Raw genomic sequence first — 17350 nt, forward strand, 5'->3', positions numbered from 1 at the left:
TCTCCGGCAAACACGCCGTAAAATCAATTACATCACTCGCTAACAAACCGTACACATGCTTGATTATGCTCATCGCCAGCACCGTTCCGATCGGCGTCGCCTGCTTCTGCTGGCGCTGCTGCTTATTCTTGCCGCGGGTATTAGCCTCTGCGCAGGCGACAGCTGGATCGGGCCTGAAAGCTGGCTGGGGCCTGACGGGCAGCTCTTCGTCTGGCAAATTCGCCTGCCGCGCACCGTCGCGGTGATCCTGGTCGGCGCCGCGCTGGCGCTGTCTGGCACCATTATGCAGGCGCTGTTCGAAAACCCACTGGCGGAGCCCGGCCTGCTGGGGGTGTCGAACGGTGCAGGCGTCGGGCTGATTGCGGCGGTGATGCTGGGCGGGGGAGAACTCTCCGGCTGGAGCATTAGCCTGAGCGCCATTCTCGGCGCACTGCTAATCACAGTCATTCTTCTTCGCTTTGCCAGACGGCACCTGTCGACCAGCCGGCTGCTGCTTGCCGGCGTGGCGCTGGGGATCATCTGTAGCGCGCTGATGACCTGGGCGGTCTACTTCTCGACCTCCTTTGACCTGCGTCAGCTCATGTACTGGATGATGGGCGGCTTTGGCGGCGTCGACTGGCACCAGGGCTGGCTAATGGCGCTGCTGGTGCCGGTCATCGCGTGGGCTGCGCTGCAGGCCCAGCCGCTGAATATGCTCGCGCTGGGTGAAACCTCAGCCCGCCAGCTCGGCATGCCGATTGGTTTCTGGCGTAACGTACTGGTCATTGCCATTGGCTGGCTGGTAGGCGTGAGCGTGGCCCTGGCGGGGGCGATTGGCTTTATTGGGCTGGTCATTCCGCACATGCTGCGTCTTTGCGGCTTCACGGATCATCGAACCTTGCTTCCGGCCTCGGCGGTTGCCGGGGCAGCCACGCTGCTGGTGGCCGACATCATCGCCCGTCTCGCCCTGACGGCCGCAGAATTGCCTGTTGGCGTGGTGACCGCAACGCTGGGCGCGCCAGTCTTTATCTGGCTACTATTAAAAGCTGGACGTTAAATCGACAACCTGAGGAAATGCTATGCAGTCAGATATCCTGAATACCGAAGTGACCACCATTGATGGGGATAACACCACGCTGGAAAGCTACAAAGGCAAGGTGTTGCTCATCGTCAACGTGGCATCGAAATGCGGCCTGACGCCGCAGTACGAGCAGCTGGAGAATATTCAGAAGGCCTGGGAGAAAGACGGTTTTACCGTGCTGGGCTTCCCGTGCAACCAGTTCCTGGGCCAGGAGCCGGGCAGCGAAGAAGAGATCAAAACCTTCTGCAGTACCACTTATGGCGTGACGTTCCCGATGTTCAGCAAAATTGACGTCAACGGTGAAGACCGCCATCCGCTGTATGCGAAGCTGATTGCCGCCGCGCCGAAGGCCGTTGCGCCGGAAGAGAGCGGTTTTTACGAGCGCATGGCCACCAAAGGCCGCGCGCCGCTCTATCCGGACGATATTCTGTGGAACTTCGAAAAATTCCTGATTGGCCGTGACGGCCAGGTCGTTCAGCGTTTTTCGCCGGATATGACGCCTGAGGACCCGATCGTCATGGAATCTATTAAGCTGGCGCTGGCGAAATAATGTCGCTGCTGATGCAGCTCACGGACGTCGCCGAGAAGGGGCGTCTGGAGCCGGTGACCTGCGACATCAATTCGGGTGAAATCCTGCATCTCGTCGGGCCAAACGGCGCGGGTAAAAGCACGCTGCTGGCGCGGATGGCGGGGCTGACCACCGGGCCAGGGCAGATTACGCTGCTGGAACATGCTTTGGTCGACTGGTCACCCGCCTCGCTGGCCCACCGGCGCAGCTACCTGGTGCAGCAGCAGGTACCGCCTTTTGCGATGCCGGTCTGGCATTATCTGATGCTGCATCTGCACGACAAACAGCATACGGCACTGCTGGAGGAAGTGGCTGCGGCGTTAGGGCTGGAAGATAAACTGTCCCGGCATGCCAGCCAGCTTTCCGGGGGGGAATGGCAGCGGGTGCGTCTGGCGGCGGTCATTCTGCAGATCCATCCCGCGGGCAATCCTCACGGGAGGATGCTGCTGCTGGATGAACCGATGAGCGGTCTGGATGTTGCCCAGCAGGCGGCGCTGGATAACCTGCTAAGCGCTCTGAGCAGAAAAGGTATCGCCGTAGTGATGAGCAGCCACGATCTTAACCATACGTTACGTCACGCCCATCGCGTGTGGCTTCTGTCGCGCGGCAGGATGATCGCCAGCGGTACGCGGGATCGGGTCCTTACGCCGCCAAATCTTGCCCGCGCCTACAACATGTCGTTCCGCAGGCTGGATATAGAGGGACATAAGATGCTGATTTCTACCGGGCAGGAGTAACCGTTTCTTGCCTGTGAACACAATTGCACGCTAAATTACCAAAAGAACAATAAAAGCAGAGGATTCGTCTGAAAATGCGATTCTGGTTTCTCTTCGTGGCGGCACTCTTTCTTGCGGGATGCAGCAGCCATCGTGCACCGCCGCCTAATCCGCGGCTATCGGATTCTATCACCGTTATTGCCAGCCTTAACGATCAGCTGAGCAACTGGCGCGGCACGCCTTATCGCTACGGCGGCATGAGCCGCGGTGGGGTGGACTGCTCAGGCTTTGTCCTGATGACGTTTCGTGACAAGTTTGATTTACAGCTTCCGCGAGACACGCGCAAGCAGGCGGAAATAGGCACTGAAATTGATAAAGACGATCTCCTTCCCGGTGATCTGGTCTTTTTCAAAACCGGATCGGGAGAAAGCGGCCTGCATGTTGGGATATATGATACAGACAATCAGTTTATTCATGCCTCTACCAGCCGCGGCGTGATGCGCTCTTCTCTCGATAACGTGTACTGGCGTAAAAATTTCTGGCAGGCGCGACGTATTTAGACTGCCCGAACACGTTTCTTATGTCGGCATGGTAACTATTAAACCATGCCGTTTTTCTCAAATAAGCTGATTAAAGTTAAATTTACCTAAATTAGCAACATCCTTATGTGTCTGTTTTATCTAAAACTGGCTATTATTCAGTAACCAGGATAAGATTATTTTAGATTCAGGGATAAATCTGAAAATTAATACGGAACTAATGAAATTAAACTTATTAAAATCAAGACAGTGGAATTGTGTCAGCAATTGCTCCAGGATGTCCTCTCTCATCTTTAATGCGGGGCGAGTGCAATGATTATTACGCTAGATAATGCTTACCAGTCTGAACTGATGCTTCTGCCTGCCCGTAATAGCGCAGGTGAGCTAAAAGGTTTAGAAATACTGGTTAACTTTACTGGCGTCGGCACCGATGTGAGGATCCCCACTGAGCTCGTTATCCCTCGGCTTTCAGCGGCAGAGGAGTTAGTGCTGTTTAACGAAAAACTGCAATTGCTTGATACCTGTAAACTGTTTTTTATTCAGCATCAGTTAATTGCATGGATCAATATTACACCAGCAATTGTTGAGTTTTTATTAAGTAATGGGAATGCTGTTTCAATTCTTGAGCGTTATCCGTTTCTTGAGTTTACTGTTAATGAGAACTATCCAGGTTTAAATAACGGAAAGGACGATCTGCAGCTGGCAAGAATGGCGATCCATTTTCCGCTGGTGCTGGCAAACTTTGGAGCCGGTGCTGCATCGCTCAAGGCTGTCTATGATGGATTATTTAAACGGGTTATTCTTGATAAAGGATTCATCCAGCAGCGTGCTTCTGAGCTTTCTTTCGAGCCTTTTATGCGCGCGATCCTCTGGCAAATAACGCCGCACTGCCAGTCGGTGATCGTCTCCGGCATTGACGACCACGGTTTGCTGCAGCGCGTTCTGTCCTTCAATTTTGGTGCCATGCAGGGTGCGCTCTGGCCAGCCGTCTCGGCGGAGCATGTCACGACGCTCGTTCAGCAGCGATAACCCTGCCTTTCGCCCGTGTTTAAGTCCGGGTAAACCCTCTACACTAAAGGCAGGAGGACTTATGACCCTGTCTTTTACTGCTCACTGGCATGACGAGTTGCCTGGCTTTTACACCGCACTCAAACCAACACCGTTACATAATTCACGTCTTATCTGGCATAACGATCGGCTGGCCGATGAGCTGGCCATTCCGCCCGATCTGTTTCAGCGTTCAGACAGTGCTGGCGTCTGGGGAGGCGAGACGCTTCTCCCCGGTATGCAGCCTCTGGCTCAGGTCTATAGCGGACACCAGTTTGGCGTCTGGGCGGGGCAGCTGGGTGACGGCAGGGGGATCCTGCTCGGCGAACAACGGCTTCCCAACGGGGAGACGGTTGACTGGCATCTGAAAGGCGCAGGTCTTACCCCTTACTCACGAATGGGCGACGGGCGCGCGGTATTGCGGTCAACGATACGCGAAAGTCTGGCATCCGAAGCGATGCATGCGCTGGGGATTCCCACCACCCGCGCGCTGTCGATCGTCACCAGCGACACGCCGGTGACGCGCGAAACGGTGGAAAAGGGGGCGATGCTGATGCGCATAGCGCAAAGCCATCTCCGCTTTGGTCATTTTGAGCACTTTTACTATCGCCGCGAGCCGGACAAGGTTCGCCAGCTCGCGGACTTCGCCATTTGCCACCACTGGGCGCATCTGCAGGATGAGGCGGATAAATACGTTCTCTGGTTCCGGGACGTGGTTGCCCGTACCGCCACGATGATTGCGCGCTGGCAAACGGTGGGCTTTGCTCACGGGGTCATGAACACGGACAATATGTCGATTCACGGCCTGACCTTTGATTACGGTCCGTTTGGTTTCCTGGACGATTATCAGCCGGGGTATATCTGCAACCATTCCGACTATCAGGGGCGTTACAGCTTTGATAATCAGCCGGCGGTTGGGCTGTGGAACCTCCAGCGGCTTGCACAAACCTTATCGCCGTTTATCGACGTTGATGCCCTGAACGATGCGCTCGACAGCTATCAGGACCTTTTGCTGCGGGAATACGGCACGCTGATGCGTAACAAGCTGGGGCTGATGACCCAGGAGAAGGGCGACAACGACATCCTCAACGGCCTGTTTGCCCTGATGGCGCGTGAAGGGAGCGATTACACCCGCACCTTCCGAATGCTGAGCCAGACGGAGCAGCACAGCGCCGCCTCGCCGCTGCGCGACGAGTTTATTGACCGTCAGGCGTTTGACGACTGGTTTGCACAGTACCGCACGCGGCTGCAGCAGGAGCAGGTAGACGACGCTACCCGTCAGGCGCAGATGAACGCAGCGAATCCCGCGATGGTATTACGCAACTGGCTGGCGCAGCGGGCGATTGAGCAGGCAGAGCAGGGTGAGTACGACGAGTTACACCGGCTGCATCTGGCGTTGCGCACGCCGTTTGCCGACCGGGATGATGATTACGTCAGCCGCCCGCCCGACTGGGGCAAGCGGCTGGAGGTCAGCTGCTCAAGCTAGCGATTTTAGCCGGGCGGCGACGTTGCCTTACCCGGCCTGTTCATCACTGAGCAACCCAGCCGCCATCCATATTCCACGCAGCGCCGCGAACGTTCACGGCGCCGTCGCTGCACAAAAACAGCGCCAGCTCGCCCAGCTGTTCCGGGGTAACAAACTCCCCTGAAGGCTGTTTCTCCGCCAGAAGCTGTTCGCGAGCCTGCCCCGGCGGTACGCCGTCCGCGATACGTTTGTCGATTTGCTGCTGCACCAGCGGGGTCAGTACCCAGCCGGGGCAAATAGTATTGGCGGTAATACCCGTGCGGGCGGTTTCCAGCGCCAGGGATTTGGTAAAGCCCACCACGCCGTGCTTGGCCGCAACGTAGGCCGATTTCTCTTTCGAGGCGACCAGCCCGTGAACGGAGGCGATATTGATGACGCGCCCCCAGTTTTTATCCCGCATGGCCGGCAGCGCCAGCCGGCTGGTGTGAAACACCGCGGAAAGATTAATGGCGATAATGTCGTTCCATTTCTCTACCGGGAAGGCGTCAACCGGGGCCACGTGCTGGATCCCGGCGTTGTTCACAAGAATGTCCACGCCGCCAAACTGCGATTCGGCGTAGCGCATCATGGCCTCAATCTGCAATACGTCCCGCAGATCCGCATCGTGATAGCCCGGCTTTTTGCCCAGTTGCGCAATCTCTTCCCGTGCCGATGCGCTGTCGCCGAAGCCGTTGAGGATCAGCTGCGCGCCCGCCTTCGCCAGCACGCGGGCGATCCCCAGACCAATGCCGCTGGTTGAGCCGGTTACCAGGGCGGTTTTACCGTTCAGATTCATTTTTCTCTCCTTACACAATGCCGGTCAGATAGAACACGGCAACGACAAAAAGTACTGCCAGACTTTTAATGATGGTGATAGCGAAAATGCCGCCGTAGGCCTGGCGATGGCTCAGGCCGGTGATAGCCAGCAGGGTAATCACCGCGCCGTTATGGGGAAGGGTATCCATCCCGCCGCTCGCCATCGAGGCCACGCGGTGCAGCACCTCAAGCGGGATATTGGCCGCATGGGCGGCGGCGACAAACGAGTCGGACATGGCGGCAAGGGCGATGCTCATCCCGCCGGACGCCGAACCGGTGATCCCCGCGAGCACGGTCACGCTGATGGCCTCATTTAGCAGCGGATTCGGAATGGCCGCCAGCGCTTTGGATAACACCAGGAACCCAGGCAGCGCCGCGATAACCGCGCCGAAACCGTATTCCGAGGCGGTATTCATCGCCGCCAGAATGGCTCCGCTCACCGCCGTTCGGCTGCCTTCAGCCAGACGCCCCCGGATATTGCGAAAGCCAAAAATCAGCACCAGCACGATACCGGCGATCAGCGCCGCCTCCACGGCCCAGATGGCGGTGATCTTGCCCACCTCGGTCACAATCGGTTTCGCCAGGCCGGGCAGGGTAAGCTCGTGACTCACGCCGTACCAGCCGGGGATCCAGCGGGTAAACAGCAGGTTCAGTATGCCCACCACCAGCAGCGGGGAGATAGCAATCAGCGGATGCGGGAGATTAATGTTATCCGGCGTCTCGGGTTCATTTTTCAGATCCGTGCCGTAACCCTCGTTGTTGCTGAGCGCCTTACGCCGCTGGCGCTCCAGCCAGAGCAGGCCAAAGACGATAATAAACAGAGAGCCGATAAGCCCCAGCCACGGGGCCGCCCAGGCGTTCGTGCCGAAGAAGCTGGTGGGGATGATATTCTGGATCTGCGGCGTGCCGGGCAGGGCGTCCATGGTAAACGAGAATGCCCCCAGCGCCACGGTGGCCGGGATCAGCCGCTTAGGGATGCCGCTCTGGCGAAACAGCTCGGCGGCAAACGGGTACACCGCAAACGCCACCACGAACAGCGAAACGCCGCCGTAGGTTAACAGCGCGCACACCAGGACAATCACCGGGATGGCGTGTCGACGCCCGAGGATCTGGATTGCGGCGGCGACGATGGAGCGTGAGAAGCCGGAAAGCTCAATCAGCTTGCCAAACACCGCACCCAGCAGGAACACCGGGAAGTAGAGCTTGACGAAGCCCACCATCTTTTCCATAAACAGGCCGGTAAACGTCGGGCCGACGGCACCCGGATCGGTCAGCAGCACGGCACCGAGCGCCGCGATCGGCGCAAACAAAATAACGCTGTATCCGCGGTAGGCCGCCAGCATCAGCAGTGCCAGCGCCGCCAGGGCTATTAACACACTCATTATGACTCCTCACTTTACTTATTATTCGGGTACCAACGAGAGGTTTAACGCTCGACGGTCAGGGCAATGCCTTGTCCGCCGCCTACGCACAGGGTGACGAGCCCTTTTTTGACGTCACGGCGCTGCATTTCGTACAGCAGGGTCACGAGGATTCGGCAGCCGGAAGCACCAATCGGATGGCCCAGGGCGATGGCACCGCCGTTAACGTTGACCTTGCGCTCATCCCAGCCGAGCTGCTGGCCCACCGCCAGCGCCTGGGCGGCAAAGGCTTCATTGGCTTCAATGAGATCCACCTCGTCGAGCGTCCAGCCCGCCCGCGCCAGCGCCGTCCGGCAGGCGCTGACCGGGCCCATGCCCATTACTGACGGGTCAACGCCCGTCACGGCGTAACTCACGATGCGGCCAAGGACAGGCAATCCGCTCTCCCGCGCCTTTTCCTCGCTCATCAGCAGCACCGCGGCGGCACCGTCGTTGAGCGTGGAGGCATTCCCCGCCGTGACGGTGCCTTCCTCGTGCAAAAAGGCGGGGCGCAACTGCGCAAGCTGCTCTGCAGTAGTGCCTGGTCGGGGCTGTTCGTCACGATCAATAACCAGCGGCGGCTTTTTACCCTGTTTCACCGTCACCGGCGCTATCTCGGCGTCAAGCCGGCCGGACTCAATGGCGGACGCTGCTTTTTGCTGCGAGCGGGCGGCGAAGGCGTCCTGCTGCTCGCGGGAAATGTCATACTCGCGGGCGACGTTTTCAGCGGTGATCCCCATGTGGTAATCGTTGAATGCGTCCCACAGGCCGTCGGTAATCATGCTATCCTTGAGGCCCGCATGCCCGAAACGCAGCCCGGCACGTGCGCCGTCCAGCAGATACGGGGCGTTGCTCATGCTCTCCTGACCGCCGGCGATAACCACCTCTGCGTCGCCGCAGCGGATCGCCTGGGCGGCGAGCTGGACCGCTTTTAAGCCCGCGCCGCACACCAGGTTGACGGTGGTCGCCGGCGTGCTGACGGGCAACCCGGCGCCGATGGCCGTCTGGCGGGCGGGGTTTTGCCCGCATCCGGCCGTCAGCACCTGGCCGAAAATCATTTCATCTACCTGTTCGGCGCTGAGACCACTGTTCTCCAGCAGGTGCCGTACCGTGACGGCCCCAAGCTCAACCGCAGAAAGGGACGAGAGCGATCCGCGAAAACTGCCAATGGGGGTTCGCGTTGCCCCGACAATCATGACCTTTTTCATGCTGACCCCTCAGGTGAAGCGCATCTCGCGCACGTCGTCCGCCACAATGATTTTCCCTGCCGTTTTACGCACGATCTCGTCAATACTGACGCCCGGGGCGTATTCCCGCAGGATGAACGCGCCGTCCTGAATTTCCAGCAGCGCGAGATCGGTCAGGACCCGACGGATACAGCCCGCGCCCGTGAGCGGCAGCGTGCAGCGCGGCAGCAGCTTCGACTCACCGCTCTTTGAGGCGTGGGTCATCACCACGATGATGTTCTGCGCCCCGGCAACGAGATCCATCGCGCCGCCCATGCCCTTCACCATCTTCCCGGGGATCATCCACGAGGCAATGTTGCCCTCCACGTCCACTTCAAATGCGCCCAGCACGGTCAGGTCCACGTGGCCGCCGCGGATCATGGCAAACGACTGGGCCGAGTCGAAAATGGCCGCGCCGGTCCGCGCGGTCACGGTCTGTTTACCGGCGTTGATCATGTCAGGATCAAGGGTCTGCTCGTCGGGAAAAGCCCCCATCCCCAGCAGGCCGTTTTCCGACTGCAGCATCACGTCCATCCCGTCCGGAATGTAGTTCGCCACCAGGGTAGGGATGCCGATCCCCAGGTTGACGTAATAACCGTCGCGCAGTTCGCGGGCGACGCGCATGGCCATCTGTTCACGGGTTAACATCGTCACACTCCTTGCGCGCGCAGGGTGCGCTGCTCAATGCGTTTTTCAAACTGGCCGACAATCAGCCTGTCGACGTAAATTCCCGGGGTGTGAATGGCCGACGGGGGCAGTTCACCCGGCGGAACAATCTCTTCCACCTCCACCACCGTGATCCGGCCCGCCGTTGCCATCAGCGGATTAAAGTTTTGCGCGGTATGGCGATAGATGACGTTGCCGTACCAGTCCGCTTTCCAGCCCTTGATCAGCGCGAAGTCGCCGACGATCGCCTCCTCGAGGATGTAGTGCTTCCCCGCGAACTGGCGCACGTCCTTGCCGGTCGCCACGGGCGTGCCGTAGCCGGTGGCCGTATAAAACGCCGGAATACCGGCCCCGCCCGCGCGCACCTTTTCCGCCAGCGTGCCCTGCGGCGTAAGCTCAATTTCCAGCTCGCCACTCAGCACCTGCTGCTCAAACAGCGCGTTCTCGCCGACGTAAGAGGCCACCACTTTGCGAACCTGCCGCGTTTCGAGCAGTATCCCCAGGCCGAATCCATCCACGCCGCAGTTGTTTGACACCACGGTCAAATCTCTCACCTGACGGCGTCTGACCTCCGCAATCAGGTTCTCCGGAATGCCGCACAGGCCGAAGCCGCCCGCCAGCAAGGTCATTCCGTCCGTCAGCCCGTCCAGCGCCTGCGCATAGCTGCCGACGCGCTTATCCAGTCCTGCCATAGTCATCCCTCCCGTTAACCGTGCCGGTATCATTAGGGGCGGCGACTCATTTGTTAATTTTGAATTTGTGACCCACTCATTTGGTTTTCTTATTAATTTCCTGTTAACTAATTCTTTTCAATTAGTTAACAGGATGAAAAATGAGAATGAGTGTCAAACAGTTACGCGCGTTTTTAGCGGTAGCTCACACTCTCAATTTCGCGCACGCCAGCGAACGCTTAAATCTCTCCCAGCCGGCCCTGAGCCTGACGATTAAAAGTCTGGAAGACGCGCTCGGCGGCCCGCTGCTGCAGCGGAGCACGCGCAAGGTTGCCCTCACGCAGGAAGGGGAGACGTTTCTGCCGATGGCGCGGCAGCTGCTTGCCGACTGGGATAACGTGGAGGAGGCGATGCACCAGTGCTTTACCCTGCAGCGCGGCAAAATCTCGGTCGCGGCGATGCCGTCATTTGCCGCCAACGTTTTACCGGAGGTGCTCAAGGCGTTTCGCGATCGCCACGCCGGGATCAACGTCACCGTGCATGACGTCATTAACGAGCAGGTGATTGAGATGGTGCGGGAAGGGCGGGTTGAGATGGGGATCGCCTTTGAGCCGGCCCCCACGCACAACCTGCTGTTTACGCCGCTGGGGCTCGACAGGTTTGTCGCCATTGTGCCGAAGGACTCCGCGCTGGCGGGCAAAAAGCGGCTGGCCTGGGAAGAGCTACTGACGCTGGATTTTATTACCCTGCAGCGCCCGTCGGCGGTACGTCTGATGATGGAGGAGGAGCTGGCCCGAAGCGGCAGAAAGCTGGACGTGGCGCTGGAGAGTCATCAGCTGGTGACGGTAGGTCGCATGGTCGCCAGCGGGCTGGGCGGCAGTGCCGTACCGGCGCTCTGCGAAGCGCAGATGACGGCGCTGGGCGCGGTCTGTATACCGCTGGATAACCCGCCCATTGAAAAGTGCATCGGAGCAATCCATCCGGGGCACACGCAGCTCTCTAAAGCGGCGCATGCCCTGCTGGAAACGCTGAAGGATTTTTACCAGCCCGCTCACGGGGCGAGAAATACCTGCGGTACGGGGTGATCCGGATGGCTGCCGACGCGCACCTGCGCGCCGTACCAGCGCGCCAGCGTCCCGGCCTGCAGCACGTCCTCCGGTGTGCCACTGGAGACCAGCCTGCCGTTGTGCAACAGCAGAATGCGATCCGCCCACAGCGCCGCCAGATTGAGATCGTGCAGCACCACGCACACGTGGAGATGACCCCGACGGGTCAGGGATTTCATCAGGCGCAGCAGATGCTGCTGGTGGTAGAGATCCAGCGCGGAGGTGGGCTCATCAAGAAACAGCCAGCCGCGCGGGGCTCCGTCGCACCAGAGCTGGGCCAGCGCGCGGGCGAGCTGGATCCGCTGCTGCTCGCCGCCGGAGAGCGTCGAATAGCGTCTGCCCGCCAGCGGTAGACAGCCCGTTATCGCCATCACTTCCTCAACTACCGACGCTTCAGGGGAGCGAGTCCAGGGCGCGCGTCCCATACCGACCACCGCGTCCACCGGCCAGTCGAATCCGGGCTGAGTATTCTGGCGCATCACCGCCCGGTAGCGCGCGAGGGTATCCGGCGGCCAGTCCGCAAGCGGCGTTCCGGCCAGAGTGCAGCGTCCGCTTGCGGGCTTGAGATAGCCGGTAAGCAGCCGCAATAACGTCGATTTCCCGGCACCGTTGGGGCCAATCAGGGCGACCAGCTCACCCTGAGAGAGGGTAAGCGACACATCGTCGATCAGCGTCCGCTGCCCGGCGTGAAAGAAAATCTTCTCTGCACAATAGCGTTCAGCCATGCGTACCTCCGCGACGAAAGATAAGCCACAGGAACCACGGCGCGCCGAGAAGGCTGGTCAATAACCCGACGGGCATCTCCGCCGGAGAGACCAGGGTGCGCGCCAGCGTGTCGGCAACCAGCAGCAGCAGCGCACCGGCCAGCACCGAGCCGGGTACGACGGCCCGGTGGTCGGCCCCCAGCCACATGCGCATCAGGTGCGGCACCACAAGGCCAAGAAAGCCGATCACGCCGCTGACGGCTACCGCCGCGGCAACCAGCAGGGCGCTGCACAGCAGCAGGATCCGCTGTACCATCGCAACATCCACCCCGAGATAGTGCGCCTCTTCATCGCCCAGCTGCAGCAGGTTGAGCGGGGCGGCCAGCCGCCAGATAATCAGCACCGCGGGCACCATCAGCGACGTTACCGCCAGCAGGGTGGACCACTGCGCCTGCCCGAGGCTGCCCATTCCCCAGAGGGAAAGCTGGCGAAGCTGGGCATCGTTGCTGAGCCATGAGAGCACCCCGACGGCCGCGCCGCACAGGGCGTTGATGGCGATCCCCACCAGCAGCAGGCGGGACAGAGAGCCGTGACGCTGCTGGCTGAGCAGGAAGATAATAACGGTTGCGGCCAGCGCGCCGAGGAACGCCGCGAGCATCGGGGCATACAGCATCAGCAGGGCAGGTAACGCGGCGGGAATGACCACCCACAGCGCCACCGCCAGCGCCGCGCCGCTGCTGATCCCCAGCAGACCCGGGTCTGCCAGCGGGTTGCGGAACAGCCCCTGCATCACACAGCCGGCCAGCGCCAGCGCTCCGCCAATCACCAGCGCCAGCAGTACGCGGGGCAGGCGAATGGTAAGCCAGATCTGACGCATGGCCTCATCGCTGCCGCTCCACAGCAGGCTGACCGGCAGGTGCAGTGCCCCAAACACGGTCGCGGTGAGCGTCATGATGCTCAGGATCGCGGCCAGCATCCACAACGACAAGGCGATCCGCCGGGACATCAGGGCAGTTGCTCCGCTTTGGCGCGCAGCTGCTGGATGGCATCCGGCGTTCGCACGCTGAAGCCCAGCAGCGCCATATCATCAATCGCCAGCACCTGCCTGTTCCGTCCCGCCGGGGTTTGCGCCAGACCGGGCAGCTTCCACAGGTTTTCTTCGCCGCCCAGCGCGTTCACGCCGTCCTGCGAAATCACCACCAGGTCGGGCTGGCTGGCAATAACCCCTTCCTGAGACAGCGGCTGATAGCGGGTGAATCCCTGCATCGCGTTCTGCAGCCCGGCGGCACGGATGGCGGCGTCTGCACCGGTCTGCTGCCCGGCGGCCATTGCGGTCATTCCCCCGTGGTTGAGGATAAACAGCACCCGCTTGTTGAGGGGCGCGGAGGGCAGGGCCGCCAGCGCCTGACGCAGCGTGTGGCGCAGGGCTTCACCCTCGGCTTCACGGTGCGTAGCGTTGGCAATCACCCGAACCTTTTCGTCAATGACGCTCAGGTCGTTGCGGCCGGGAACGGTTACTACCCTGACGTGACTTTGTTCGACCTGCTTCAACGCCAGAGACGGCTGCGCCTGGTCGCTGGCCAGCACCAGCGTGGGGCGCATGGACAAAATGCCTTCGGCGTTAAGCTGGCGTAAATATCCCACGTCAGGCAGATCGTTTGCCGCCTGCGGCCACTGGCTGGTACTGTCGCGCGCGACCAGCGAAGACTGCGCGCCAAGCGCGTAGACAATCTCCGTCACGTCGCCGCCAAGGGCGACAATTTTCTCCTGCGCGGCGGCAAACGCCACCAGAGGCAGGGCGCTCAGCAGGGCTAACCACGTTTTCATGCGGCCAGCCCTTTTGGCGTCAGGGCGTCAATCTGGCTGCGCCACTGGCTCTGCTCCGGCTCACCTTCGGTACGCTGGCCGTAAAGCTGGGCGATTTGCGTGCCGTCGGCGGCAAACAGCTCCAGGCTGGTGACGTGGCCGTCAGCCGTGGGCTTGCGCGTCACCCAGCTCTCTGCAATCGTCTCCTCCAGCAGATGCAGGGTAAAGGCAGGGTTAAAGACGTTCAGCCAGCCTTTCATCGGCACGACTTTTTCCACCGCGCCGGTGAAGATCTGCACGCAGCCGCGGTTGCCGACGAAGACCATGATTTCGTTGCCGTCCCGGCGTGCCGCTTCCAGCAGCTGTGCCAGCGCGCTGTTCTCCACCTTACAGGCCAGGTCGTCGCCCACCAGGCGAAACGCCTGCTGACGGCTGAGATTGTGGCGCTTGAGCAGGCTGAAGAACTGATGCACGTCGGTCATGGCGCGCCACTCCTTGTCCACGAGCGCGGCATCCGCGTTTTCGGCGTGAGCCGGGACATCCCCAGCGCTCAGCTCAAGCGGCGGGTTATCGGCAAAGATAAAGCGGGTCAGCACGTCGCCCCAGGCGGCGAGGTCGGTGTTGTCCGTGGTGTAGACCTTCAGCACCGCATCGCCCTGACGATCGAAGAATTGAATGCTCTGTCGCTCGCCGCGTGCGGTGGTTTCGCTGAGGTGAAACGCGCTCGCCCACTGGTTGAGGAACAGGCGCAGATCCAGCGCGCGCGGGTTCAGCACCAGCCCGGCGTGGCCGTTCAGGTGTTGGTTGGTGAAGCTGCCCACCTGCTCGTGAACGGCATACTCGTTGCGGCAGATGCACTTGGTTTCACCCACGGCTTCCAGCGCGCCCAGGATATCGCGGATTTCGCCGCGCAGTCGCCAGGCGTCATGGCCCACGCGGGAAAAGGTCAGCTCCGCTTCGCTGATGTTCATTAACCCTGCGATGTCTCGCGCATACTTACCCGGATTTTCTTCTTTTAGCTCAAGCCAGCGTGCGTAGTGATGCATTGTCTTATCCTTCTGAAGAGTGGCCCCGAAGGGAATTACCACTGATAGCTTACGAAAATCTTGCCGTTACGACCGTCCTGCGGAATACCCTGTGGAGACCAGTACTCCTTATCAAAGGCGTTGCCGAGCACCAGCGTGGTGGTGACGCCCTTGAGCTGCTCCTGGCCCTTATAGCTGACGTAGAAATCGTTAACCGCATAGCCCGGCTGCTTGCTGTAGCTGCTGCTGACGTGGGTTGAGCGATCGGCAAAGGTGCCGATCCAGCCCACGGAGAAACCGTTTTGCGCCACCGGAACGTCCAGCTTGCTGGTGACGGTGTCCGGGTTGATGCTGGAGATGTACTCCCCGGTATCGGTATCTTTCCCGCGGGTGCGGTTATAGGCCACGTCGAGGCTAAACAGATCGGCCGAGTATTTTGCCATCATGTCCCAGCCCCAGATTTTGGCGTTCGGAACGTTGTACGACATGGTGGTCGCGGCGGCAAAATCGACGGTTGTGGAGATGTAGTCTTTGGCTTTGGTATCGAAATAGCTGGCCTTAAACTCCAGCGCGTCGTTGGCGAGCATCAGATCGTCAAAGCGCAGGCCGAAACCAAACTCCTGCGTTTCGTTGGTTTCCGGGCGCAGATTCGGGTTCGGCACCCAGTAGTTGGTGTAGAAGCGGCCAATGGAGAAGTGTTTGGCGTCGTTATACATTTCGCCCATGGTCGGTGCGCGGAAGGCCTGCGCGTAAGATCCGAACAGCATCAGCCAGTCGGTGGGGCTGACGGTTAACCCGGCGCGGGAGGACCATTTATCGGCATCGACATCGTCGTAGCCATTGCTGCTGCCACGGTAGTTGTCATACCGCGTGCCGCCCAGAAGGGTGACGGGCAGATCGCGCAGGGTGATTTCATCCTGCAGCCAGCCGGAGCTGAAGTCGATTTTCGCCTCCGGGAAGCCGGTCGTGGACCCGCCCGGACGCTGCTCCTGACGATAATATTCTCCGCCGTAGGTCAGCAGGTGAGAGGCAAAAGAGTCGCTGAACAGGCGGGTTCGGTTTTCCACCTTGCCGCCTTTGGTGGTCTGCTTGCGGAACTCGCCGGTGCTGTCGATGTTCTGGGCATTAATGCGCGCTTCGGACCAGTAAACCTTCGCATCGGCGTTCAGCCAGTCGTATCCTTCCGGCGCAATGTGGTAGCCAACCTGCGCATCGCGCTGGATGGTGGAGCGGTCGGTCATCGGGTTGCTGCTATTGGCATCAGAGGTTTGCGGGTTTTTCGGCTCCTGCGCGGCGTTGTTGTAGTAGCGCAGGGCGCCGCTGAGCGTCTGGGCCTGGTCGATTTTCCAGCTGCCTTTCGCCAGCATGTTATTGATGGATTCGTCGTTCGGCGCCGTCGCACCGTCGCTCTGGCGGATATCGCCGCGGTCGCGGCTGGACCACGATACCAGGCCGTCCAGGGTATCGGTACGACCATAGGCGCTGGCCCCCAGGCCGAGGCTGTGGTCCCCCGTTGCGCCGGTACCAAACACGCGATAACCGCTGTTTTTGCCCGGTTCCAGCAGATCTTTGGCGTCGACGGTGTCATAGGAGATGACGCCACCCAGCGCGCCGCTGCCGTAGAGCAGCGCAGACGGACCGCGCACCACTTCAATACGTTTAATCAGCGCCGGATCGAGGAACGTGCTGTTGAGGTGCCCGGTGTCGGTACCCTGGCGCACGCCGTCGACCAGCACCAGAACGCCGCGGCGGTCATAGCCGCGCAGGTTAACGTCCTGACCGTTGGTGCGGCCGGTGCCGTCCAGCGTCAGACCGGGCACGTTGCGCAGCAGGTCGGCGGCAGAGCTGGCGGTCTGTTTTTCCGGGGCGGTGGCGTCAACCACGTTCACCATCATCGGGGCTTCGAAGGCGCTACGGGCGTTGCCTGTGGCGGTGACGGTTATTTCATCTGCGGCAGCAAACGCGGCGCCCGGCAGGGTGCTGACAATCGCCAGCGCCAGAAGGGACGGGCGTAAACGTGCGGTATGCAGGTGTAGCATAGCAACTCTCCATAAAGTATCGAAAGCGCTGGCTGCCTGGGGATCACCTGGGTGGCTGGCGAAAGTTTTGGTTTATTTTGTGAGGATCAATTTTCCGGCACTCGTCTGGCGCAGCAGATACTGCTGGCCGTCATGCTCAATAATCACCCGGCCTTCCTCACCCAACAGGCTTTTGCTGTCGATGCGGCGATCGGTGGAAGCAGGGGATGGCGCTGTGTGTGTTTTTACTGGCGTTGCCGCGCTGTTATCGGTCGGTGACATAATGTTTATAAATAACAATCAATGTAACAATGATAATCATTATCAATAAACTGCAAATTCACGGCAAGCGTTTTTGTGAAAATTGTGTGACGGGATCAAATTCAGGGGGAAGAAATGCGGCCTGATGCCCTTGTATGTTTAAAGTCACTTCAGTTACCCGTCAACAGACGGGTAAACTGTCACTGAGTTTGACCTG

General features: G+C 60.1%; 18 protein-coding genes. 7 read left to right on the forward strand and 11 right to left on the reverse strand.

The annotated features are described in order from the left end of the window. Nucleotides 1-55 precede the first annotated feature (55 nt). From btuC to selO, 6 genes are all read left to right on the forward strand, one after another. The gene (gene btuC, locus IM314_RS05555) at nucleotides 56-1036 is read left to right on the forward strand and encodes a vitamin B12 ABC transporter permease BtuC (RefSeq protein ID WP_041910447.1); all 981 of its coding nucleotides are present in this window, start codon (nucleotides 56-58) and stop codon (nucleotides 1034-1036) included. A 22-nt stretch (nucleotides 1037-1058) separates the two neighbouring features. Continuing rightward, a complete protein-coding gene (locus IM314_RS05560) occupies nucleotides 1059-1610 on the forward strand; it encodes a glutathione peroxidase (RefSeq protein ID WP_193358729.1) in 552 nt (183 codons plus the stop codon). Then, the gene (btuD, locus tag IM314_RS05565; protein ID WP_047365453.1) at nucleotides 1610-2365 is read left to right on the forward strand and encodes a vitamin B12 ABC transporter ATP-binding protein BtuD; all 756 of its coding nucleotides are present in this window, start codon (nucleotides 1610-1612) and stop codon (nucleotides 2363-2365) included. Before IM314_RS05560 ends, btuD begins: the two co-directional genes overlap by 1 nt. Before the next feature lie 74 nt (nucleotides 2366-2439). Next, on the forward strand, nucleotides 2440-2904 hold the full coding sequence (locus tag IM314_RS05570) for a C40 family peptidase (protein WP_028012820.1): 465 nt from the start codon (nucleotides 2440-2442) through the stop codon (nucleotides 2902-2904). Nucleotides 2905-3195: 291 nt separating this feature from the next. Beyond that, nucleotides 3196-3912 carry an EAL domain-containing protein gene (locus IM314_RS05575; protein ID WP_041910441.1) on the forward strand — a complete coding sequence of 239 codons (717 nt, stop codon included), beginning with the start codon at nucleotides 3196-3198 and terminating at the stop codon, nucleotides 3910-3912. 61 nt (nucleotides 3913-3973) lie between these two features. Then, nucleotides 3974-5416, forward strand: coding sequence for a protein adenylyltransferase SelO (selO, locus tag IM314_RS05580; protein WP_193358730.1), 1443 nt, complete (start codon nucleotides 3974-3976; stop codon nucleotides 5414-5416). Between the two features lie 43 nt (nucleotides 5417-5459). Here the strand turns inward: selO and IM314_RS05585 are convergent, their stop codons facing one another. The 5 genes from IM314_RS05585 to IM314_RS05605 are packed head-to-tail and all read right to left on the reverse strand — an operon-like array spanning nucleotide 5460 to nucleotide 10234. Then, nucleotides 5460-6230, reverse strand: coding sequence for a 3-hydroxybutyrate dehydrogenase (locus IM314_RS05585; RefSeq protein WP_047365449.1), 771 nt, complete (start codon nucleotides 6228-6230; stop codon nucleotides 5460-5462). Nucleotides 6231-6240: 10 nt separating this feature from the next. Then, nucleotides 6241-7635 (reverse strand): GntP family permease, encoded by a 1395-nt coding sequence (locus tag IM314_RS05590; RefSeq protein ID WP_205626302.1) that lies wholly within the window; start codon nucleotides 7633-7635, stop codon nucleotides 6241-6243. A gap of 41 nt (nucleotides 7636-7676) precedes the next feature. Continuing rightward, entirely contained in the window at nucleotides 7677-8858 is a 1182-nt protein-coding gene (locus tag IM314_RS05595) for an acetyl-CoA C-acetyltransferase (RefSeq protein ID WP_045630145.1), read from the reverse strand. A gap of 9 nt (nucleotides 8859-8867) precedes the next feature. Then, nucleotides 8868-9524: a CoA transferase subunit B gene (locus tag IM314_RS05600; protein WP_041910432.1), complete on the reverse strand. Its 657-nt coding sequence runs from the start codon at nucleotides 9522-9524 to the stop codon at nucleotides 8868-8870. Nucleotides 9525-9526: 2 nt separating this feature from the next. After that, nucleotides 9527-10234 (reverse strand): CoA transferase subunit A, encoded by a 708-nt coding sequence (locus IM314_RS05605; protein ID WP_028012827.1) that lies wholly within the window; start codon nucleotides 10232-10234, stop codon nucleotides 9527-9529. Nucleotides 10235-10374: 140 nt separating this feature from the next. Here IM314_RS05605 and IM314_RS05610 point away from each other — a divergent pair, with 140 nt between their 5' ends. Continuing rightward, complete coding sequence (locus IM314_RS05610) at nucleotides 10375-11298, forward strand: LysR family transcriptional regulator (RefSeq protein WP_032644866.1); 924 nt, start codon at nucleotides 10375-10377, stop codon at nucleotides 11296-11298. On the opposite strand, the gene IM314_RS05615 is transcribed toward IM314_RS05610, so the two are convergent. The 6 genes from IM314_RS05615 to hemP all read right to left on the reverse strand — a co-directional run bounded on the left by IM314_RS05615 (nucleotide 11265) and on the right by hemP (nucleotide 17154). Continuing rightward, nucleotides 11265-12044 carry a heme ABC transporter ATP-binding protein gene (locus IM314_RS05615; protein ID WP_047365443.1) on the reverse strand — a complete coding sequence of 260 codons (780 nt, stop codon included), beginning with the start codon at nucleotides 12042-12044 and terminating at the stop codon, nucleotides 11265-11267. The genes IM314_RS05610 and IM314_RS05615 overlap by 34 nt on opposite strands. Continuing rightward, the gene (locus IM314_RS05620; protein ID WP_193358731.1) at nucleotides 12037-13029 is read right to left on the reverse strand and encodes an iron ABC transporter permease; all 993 of its coding nucleotides are present in this window, start codon (nucleotides 13027-13029) and stop codon (nucleotides 12037-12039) included. The genes IM314_RS05615 and IM314_RS05620 overlap by 8 nt, the downstream gene beginning before the upstream one ends. After that, nucleotides 13029-13850, reverse strand: coding sequence for a hemin ABC transporter substrate-binding protein (locus tag IM314_RS05625; protein WP_028012830.1), 822 nt, complete (start codon nucleotides 13848-13850; stop codon nucleotides 13029-13031). The genes IM314_RS05620 and IM314_RS05625 overlap by 1 nt, the downstream gene beginning before the upstream one ends. Beyond that, nucleotides 13847-14875 (reverse strand): hematinate-forming heme oxygenase ChuS, encoded by a 1029-nt coding sequence (gene chuS / locus IM314_RS05630; RefSeq protein ID WP_045630149.1) that lies wholly within the window; start codon nucleotides 14873-14875, stop codon nucleotides 13847-13849. Before chuS ends, IM314_RS05625 begins: the two co-directional genes overlap by 4 nt. A 35-nt stretch (nucleotides 14876-14910) precedes the next feature. Continuing rightward, on the reverse strand, nucleotides 14911-16893 hold the full coding sequence (locus IM314_RS05635; RefSeq protein ID WP_193358732.1) for a TonB-dependent hemoglobin/transferrin/lactoferrin family receptor: 1983 nt from the start codon (nucleotides 16891-16893) through the stop codon (nucleotides 14911-14913). A 72-nt stretch (nucleotides 16894-16965) separates the two neighbouring features. Beyond that, entirely contained in the window at nucleotides 16966-17154 is a 189-nt protein-coding gene (gene hemP, locus IM314_RS05640) for a hemin uptake protein HemP (protein WP_153656022.1), read from the reverse strand. Nucleotides 17155-17350 lie beyond the last annotated feature (196 nt).

This window comes from Enterobacter cloacae complex sp. P42RS, from assembly GCF_014930595.1.
Lineage (GTDB): Bacteria > Pseudomonadota > Gammaproteobacteria > Enterobacterales > Enterobacteriaceae > Enterobacter > Enterobacter bugandensis.